This is a genomic window from Streptomyces sp. (genome assembly GCF_050698815.1).
Taxonomy (GTDB): domain Bacteria; phylum Actinomycetota; class Actinomycetes; order Streptomycetales; family Streptomycetaceae; genus Streptomyces.
This window is the reverse complement of the sequence record NZ_JBOHCV010000062.1, coordinates 1-6,952: the sequence shown is the minus strand read 5'-3', so window position 1 is coordinate 6,952 and position 6,952 is coordinate 1. Positions and strand designations below refer to the sequence as shown.

General features: G+C 67.4%; 5 protein-coding genes, 1 rRNA gene and 2 pseudogenes. All 8 read right to left on the bottom strand.

Annotated elements, in window-relative coordinates; all coding sequences use genetic code 11:
- Positions 1-127 (bottom strand): annotated as a pseudogene (locus ACRDP3_RS02640) (MerR family transcriptional regulator); the annotation flags it as partial.
- A gap of 83 nt (positions 128-210) precedes the next feature.
- Positions 211-1,068, bottom strand: a pseudogene (locus ACRDP3_RS02635) (FHA domain-containing protein).
- Between the two features lie 106 nt (positions 1,069-1,174).
- Positions 1,175-2,167 (bottom strand): DUF881 domain-containing protein, encoded by a 993-nt coding sequence (locus tag ACRDP3_RS02630; RefSeq protein ID WP_431515161.1) that lies wholly within the window; start codon positions 2,165-2,167, stop codon positions 1,175-1,177.
- A gap of 5 nt (positions 2,168-2,172) precedes the next feature.
- Positions 2,173-2,505, bottom strand: coding sequence for a small basic family protein (locus ACRDP3_RS02625; RefSeq protein ID WP_431515160.1), 333 nt, complete (start codon positions 2,503-2,505; stop codon positions 2,173-2,175).
- On the bottom strand, positions 2,502-3,401 hold the full coding sequence (locus ACRDP3_RS02620) for a DUF881 domain-containing protein (RefSeq protein WP_431515159.1): 900 nt from the start codon (positions 3,399-3,401) through the stop codon (positions 2,502-2,504). The genes ACRDP3_RS02625 and ACRDP3_RS02620 overlap by 4 nt, the downstream gene beginning before the upstream one ends.
- A gap of 60 nt (positions 3,402-3,461) precedes the next feature.
- Positions 3,462-5,957 (bottom strand): sugar phosphate nucleotidyltransferase, encoded by a 2,496-nt coding sequence (locus tag ACRDP3_RS02615; protein WP_431515158.1) that lies wholly within the window; start codon positions 5,955-5,957, stop codon positions 3,462-3,464.
- Between the two features lie 110 nt (positions 5,958-6,067).
- Positions 6,068-6,676, bottom strand: a complete 609-nt coding sequence (locus ACRDP3_RS02610; RefSeq protein WP_431515157.1) for a CDP-alcohol phosphatidyltransferase family protein — start codon at positions 6,674-6,676, stop codon at positions 6,068-6,070.
- 151 nt (positions 6,677-6,827) lie between these two features.
- Positions 6,828-6,944 (bottom strand): 5S ribosomal RNA (rrf, locus tag ACRDP3_RS02605).
- Positions 6,945-6,952 lie beyond the last annotated feature (8 nt).

Genomic DNA, 6,952 nt, shown 5'->3' with positions numbered 1-6,952 from the left:
GCCCTGGGGGCTCCGGCGCCGCCTCAGCGGCGCCACGGGCTGCTTCGCGGCCCGCGGCGACCTTCACCACGCGCAGATGACGGGGCTGGAGCCCGAAGGGGCCGAGGCCGGCCACCAAGCGGGCGATACCGAGCCGGACGCCGCCCTTGCGACGGCGGCGCTGTCGGCGCCCGGCGGCCGGTGTGTTCCTCCAAGCCTTCAAGGCAGGGATCAGACGGCACGCTGGCTGGCGAAGAAAACCAGCCGGTACTTTCCGATCTGCACCTCGTCGCCACTGGCGAGCGGGACACCGGCCTCGATCCGCTCACGGTTGACGTAGGTGCCGTTGAGACTTCCGACATCCGAGACCGTGAAGGTGCCGTCCTGGCCGCGCCGGAACTCCACGTGCCGTCGCGAGACGGTCACATCGTCCAGGAAGATGTCGCTCTCGGGGTGCCGGCCGGCCGTCGTCAGCTCACCGTCCAGCAGAAAACGGCTCCCCGAATTGGGCCCGCGGCGTACCACCAGAAGAGCGGAACCGAGCGGAAGCGCGTCGACCGCCGCCTGTGCCTCCGGCGACAGCGGCGGCGTTTTCTGGCCGGTCGCCTCCGCCTCGTACGCCTCCAGCCCGGAGATGGAAATGGTGGAGGTCGTCTCGGCGGGCCTCTCGGGGGCGGGAACCCCGCCCCGGAGCGGTGCCCCACAGTTGGAACAGAACCGGCTTTCCTCGGCCGCACGGGTCCCACACCTGCTACACACCGGCACCGCAGACCCTCCACCCTTGCTTGAATTCGATGGTGCACCGGAACCTATGCGGCCCGACGCTGCGGGGTCAACAGAAACCCCACCGTGACCACCCGAATCGTCACCGCCCGGAGCAGCGACCTCGTCGCGGAAAAGCGGCCTCCTCGCGCCTTCACCAACAGGGTTCCCCATGGAGTCTCCCTGCGGGGAGGCGCGGTGCCGTGGGGCGCCACCGCCTCCCTCCCGGCGGCCTTTGCCGAACAACTTCGCAAAAAAACTCACGGGCGATTCCCCTCGCACGACCAGACCCGCCCGTGGGGCAGGACAGACCCTCGATACTCTCATTCGGCCGATCCGGACACCCTGACAACGTCCGTGACCTTCAGACAGTTTCCCTCACGCGATGGTCAGCGGGCCCGCCGACCCCTGGCAAGCCTCCCCGGCCACCTCACTACGATGACGACCGAGCGTAATCAGGCCGCTTCGCGGAGCGCAAGGCGTTCACAACGATCCTCTTGGACGCGGACACGGACGCGTCGGCCTGTTCCTTCCGCAGTGTCTGCACGACACCGCCGGGGATGTTCAGCGCCGGCTCCAGATCCTGGGGCTTGCCGATCACCTGAAAGCGGTACGGCGGACTGATCTTGTGCCCGTCCACCCGCACGCCGCCCGCGCTGTCCGAGAAGTAGGTACTGGCGACCACTCGTACGTTGTTGACCTCTATCGCCTCGGCGCCCGCGGCACGGAGTTCCTGGACGGCGTCGAGCAGCATGTCCGCCTCCACCGCATCGCCGGGATCGGTCACCGTCAGTTCGATGCCCGGGCCCGCGGCGCCGACCGTACCGGCCAGCACACCGAGTTGACGCGCCTTCTGCCGGGTCTGCTTACGGGCTTCCTCGGCCTGGTCCGAGCTGTTCTCCAGCCCGGTGCGCTGATTCTCCAGACTCTGCTTCTCGTCCTCCAGCCTCTTGGTGCGGCCGTCCAGCTCATCGAGGATGCGCACCAGGTCCTCCTGACGCGCACCGCGCAGCGAGCTGTTCTCGCTGGTGGACCGCACCTGAATCGCGAGGCCGAGACCGAGCACGAACAGCAGCAGAGCGACGATGAGTTGGGCACGGGTCACCCGCGGCGGCCAGACGGCCCGCGCCAGCCGCTGCCGGCCGGAGTCCGCCGGTACGGAGGCGGCCGGCTGCGACTTCGGCGGTGTTTCCTGCTCCTCCGGAGTTTCTTCCCGCACCTCCGGAGCCTCAGCCGCGCCGGCTCCCTCCGGTGCTTCCGGAGCCTTCGGCGATTCCGATGCCTCCGAACCGTCCGAGGGCTCCGGAGCTTGCGGTGTCTCAGGCTTTCCGCGGGGTTCCTCCGAACCGCCGGCTGCCGGCTGCTCCTCGGGCAGCTCGCCGGGTGGTGTCTTGTCGTCTTTGGCGTCGTTGGCGTCGTCGTTCATCGGCCTCACGCCCGGAAGACGTGCCGGCGGATCGCGGCCGCGTTGGAGAAGATGCGGATACCGAGCACCACGACGACGCCGGTGGAGAGTTGAGCTCCGACTCCAAGCTTGTCGCCGAGAAAAACGATCAACGCGGCGACCACGACATTCGACAGGAACGACACGACGAACACCTTGTCGTCGAAGATCCCGTCAAGCATGGCGCGAAGCCCGCCGAAGACCGCGTCCAACGCCGCGACGACGGCGATCGGCAGATAGGGCTCGAGCAACGTCGGGACGACGGGCCGGACGACGAGTCCGGCCACGACTCCCACGATGAGACCCAGTACGGCGATCACGATGTGCTGCCCTCTCCTGTCTGCACGGGCTTTGCCGTTCGTACGATCAGGCTCGGCGCGGCCGGCAGCCGCACCTCGTCCTGGGTGCTGATGCTGGTGCGCACACCGTAGTTCTCCTGCAACACGTTCAGGTACTGACCATCGGCGCTGTCCTGGAAGGTGGTGCTGAGTTTCTGTCCCGGCCCCACAGCGAGCAGGGTGTACGGCGGCACCAAGGGCTTGTTGTCCACGAGTATCGCCTCGCCGGCCGCGCGGATGGCGGAAAGACTGGTGAGACGCTGCCCGTTGACCGACACGGCCTCCGCGCCCGACTCCCAGAGGCCGTTGACGACACGCTGCAGGTCCCGGTCGCGCACCCGTCCGTTGTCGGAGAAACCGCTGCTCTGCCGCGGACCGCTCGAGTCCCCGTCCTGGGTGTCCTTGGCATCGTCGATGACCAGCTTGACGCCCGGCCCGCGGACGGGGAGGGAGCCGGACAGCAGTCCGGCCACCTCCGCCTCGTTCCCGCCGTGCTTCTCCAGCGCCTTGCGCTGCTTCGCCTCGACCACCCTCCGCAGGCTGTCGACGCTCCGCTGGAGGGAGTCGGCTCGCTTGTCGCCGGCGTCGATGCGCGAGATCAGCTCCTGCCGCTCCTTGGCGAGTTCGGGCGCCGACACTCTGGCCTGCACCGCACCGACGGTGACCACCAGTGCGGCGAGGACCAGCCCGGCCGCCAGGCCCAGCTTCGCCCGTACGGTCCGCGGCATACCGGACCGGCCCTCGGCTCCACGACGCGCCGCGGCCTGTGCGTACCCGTCATCGAGGCTGTGGTGCATCGCGTTGGTCAGCAGCGACATGGAGGCGTCGAGCCGCGCAGGCCTCGATCCGGTACTCCGTTCAGGGTGCTGCTGCGACATGACGCACATCGTCGCACGGCCGGGCCGGTGCGGCCGAACGGGCCCACCCCGCCCGTGCCGTCAGCGCCCCGCGCTGTCCACCACCGCGGCCCACTCGTCCAGCAACTCCTGTGCGGACGCGTCATCGGGACCCTCGGCCCACAGATGCGTGACCGCTTCGGCGGGATCAGGCAGAACCATCACCCAACGTCCGTCCGACTCCACCACACGGATGCCGTCCGTCGTGTCGACGGAGCGCTCACCTGCGGCCTCGACGACGGTCCGCATGACCAGCCCCTTGACGGCCCAGGGCGTGGCAAGGTCGCGCCTGAGGACGTGTGCCCGCGGAATGCGCGCGTCGATCTGACTGAGGGTGAGCTGCGCGCGGGCGACGAGGCCGATGAGGCGTACGAAGGCGGCCGAGCCGTCGAATACGGAGCTGAACTCCGGAGTGATGTAGCCGCCCCTGCCGTCGCCGCCGAAGACGGTGGTCTCATCACGGCCCACCCGGGTCAGGTCGTCGGGTGAGGTCGTCGTCCATTCCACCTGTGTGCCGTGGTAGGCCGCCACCTGCTCCGCGATACGGGTCGTGGTGACCGGCAGCGCAACTCGGCCGCTGCGCCGCTCGGCCGCGATCAGGTCGAGCATCACCAACAGCGCGCGGTCGTCCTCGATGATCTTTCCGCGCTCGTCGACGAGGGAGAGCCGTTCGCCGACCGGGTCGAAGCGGATTCCGAAGGCGGCGCGGGCCGACGCCACGATCTCGCCGAGTCGCACCAGGCCGGAGCGGCGCGCGTCGGCCGTCTCGGTGGGCCGTGATTCATCCAGGCCGGGATTGATGGTGAGCGAGTCGACTCCGAGCCTGCCGAGGAGGCTGGGCAGGACAAGGCCGGCGCTGCCGTTGGAGGCGTCCACGACGACCTTGAGCCCGGACTCGGCGACACCGGTGGTGTCCACGGAACGCAGCAGCGAACCAGTGTAGGAGTCGTACACGCTGGAGGGGAAGAGCAGGTCTCCGATCTCGCCGGGGAAGGCCCGCCGGTACTCCTGCCGCGCGAACACCCGGTCGAGCTTGCGCTGTCCGGCCTGCGAGAGGTCGGCGCCACGCTCGTCCAGGAACATGATGTCGACGTTCTCCTGAACCCCCGGCGTCGTACGGATCATGATGCCGCCGGCGCTGCCGCGCGCTGTCTGCTGCCGGGCCACCGGCAGCGGCACGTTCTCCAGGTCACGAACGTCCATGGCGCTGGTCTGCAGAGCCGAGATCATGGCACGCTTCAGCGCCCGTGCCCCCCGCGAGTGGTCCCGGGCGGTGGTGACCGTGGAGCCCTTCTTGAGGGTGGTCGCATAGGCACCGGCCAGCCGTACGGCCAGCTCCGGCGTGATCTCGACGTTGAGGATGCCGGACACCCCCCGGGCCCCGAACAGATGCTTTTGTCCTCGGGACTCCCAGATGACGGAGGTGTTGACGAACGCGCCCGCCTCGACGGTCTTGAACGGGTAGACACGCACGTTGCCCTGAACGATCGATTCCTCGCCGACCAGGCACTCGTCACCGATGACGGCGCCGTCCTCGATGCGCGCCGCCCGCATGACGTCGGTGTTCTTGCCGATGACGCATCCGCGCAGATTGGCCTGCTGTCCGATGTAGACGTTGTCGTGCACGACGGCACGGTGCAGGAAGGCGCCGCTCTTGACAACGACGTTGGAGCCGATGACGGAATGCTCACGGATCTCCGTGCCGGCTTCGACCTTGGCGTAGTCACCGATGTAGAGCGGGCCACGCAGCACGGCGTCGGGATGGACCTCCGCCCCCTCCGCGACCCAGACGCCGGGAGAGATCTCGAAGCCGTCGATCTCGACGTCGACCTTCCCCTCCAGCACGTCCGCCTGTGCCTTCACATAGCTTTCGTGCGTCCCCACGTCCTCCCAGTAGCCCTCGGCGATGTAGCCGTAGATGGGCTTGCCTTCCTTCATGAGCTGCGGGAAGACATCACCGGACCAGTCGACGGGCACGTCGGGATCCACGTAGTCGAAGACCTCCGGCTCCATGACGTAGATGCCGGTGTTGACGGTGTCGGAGAAGACCTGGCCCCACGTGGGCTTCTCCAGGAAGCGCTCGACCTTGCCGTCTTCGTCGACGATGGTGATGCCGAACTCGAGGGGGTTGGGTACGCGCGTGAGACACACGGTGACGAGGGCGCCGTGTTCCTTGTGATAGCTGATGAGTTCCGTCAGGTCGAAGTCGGTGAGAGCGTCGCCGGAGATGACGAGAAAGGAGTCGTCCTTGAGCGCCTCTTCGGCATTCTTCACGCTGCCGGCGGTGCCGAGGGGCTTCTCTTCGTTGGCGTAGCTGAGCTCCATGCCGAGCTCCTCGCCGTCACCGAAATAATTCCTGACGAGGGAGGCGAGGAATTGCACGGTCACCACGGTCTCGGTGAGTCCATGGCGCTTGAGCAACCGCAGCACGTGCTCCATGATGGGGCGATTGGCCACAGGCAGAAGCGGTTTGGGCATGCTCGCGGTCATAGGGCGAAGGCGGGTACCCTCGCCGCCGGCCATAACGACGGCCTTCATGTCGGAAGCGTCCTCCTTGCAAAGACGGCGGTCATACCGACTTCACTCATCCCGGACGGCCCGCACATTCGCGTGCCGGCAACAATCTCGGTGGTGCCGGAAAGGCAAGTTCAGTCGGCCGCGGCTTCCGCCCTGACGAGCCGACGGACCTGAACCACGTAGAGGATTCCTGCCCACCAGTACAGTGTCGTACCCCAACCGGCGAAGGCCCATCCGAAAATAGCAGCGAGTGTCGCGATCAAGCCACTTCCATCACTGAGAAGCAGTAGCGGAAACGCGTACATCAGGTTGAAGGTTGCGGCCTTGCCGAGGAAGTTCACCTGCGGGGGCCCGTAGCCGTGCCGGTCCAGAATCCACACCATCACCAGTAGCAGCACTTCTCTGGCCAGCAGAGCAGCGGTGAGCCACAAGGGAAGGATCTCCCGCCAGGTCAATCCGACGAGCGTGGAGAGGATGTACAGCCGGTCGGCGGCCGGGTCGAGGATCCTGCCGAGGTCGCTCACCTGGTTCCAACGGCGTGCGAGCTTCCCGTCCAGGTAGTCGCTGATGCCGCTCAGAGCAAGGATGAGCAGCGCCCACCCGTCCAGGTTCGGCCCGTGGAACACCGGCCAGAGAATCAGCCACAGAAAGACCGGTACGCCGACCAGGCGGGCCATGCTGAGGATGTTGGGGATGGTGAAGACCCGGCCCGTCACGGCCTGCCTGTCCTGGACCTCCACCCGGGGGCCTCCTGTGAGTAACCGTTGCCGACGATGCACCCCGACACTACCGGCAGGTCGCCACTCCGTGTGCGGGGGGTCGGCCCCGGAACGCGAAAGAAGCCCCGTCGACGCGGTGGTGACGACGTCAACGGGGCTTCTTTTAAAGGTAGTTCGGCGGCGTCCTACTCTCCCACACGCTCCCGCATGCAGTACCATCGGCGCTGAAAGGCTTAGCTTCCGGGTTCGGAATGAGACCGGGCGTTTCCCTCACGCTATGACCACCGAAACAATGTG

Bases quoted from the DNA above. Each gene is read 5' to 3' on its own strand.
- ACRDP3_RS02630 (WP_431515161.1), bottom strand. From the start codon at position 2,167: ATGAACGACGACGCCAACGACGCCAAAGACGACAAGACACCACCCGGC.
- ACRDP3_RS02620 (WP_431515159.1), bottom strand. From the start codon at position 3,401: ATGTCGCAGCAGCACCCTGAACGGAGTACCGGATCGAGGCCTGCGCGG.
- ACRDP3_RS02615 (WP_431515158.1), bottom strand. From the start codon at position 5,957: ATGAAGGCCGTCGTTATGGCCGGCGGCGAGGGTACCCGCCTTCGCCCT.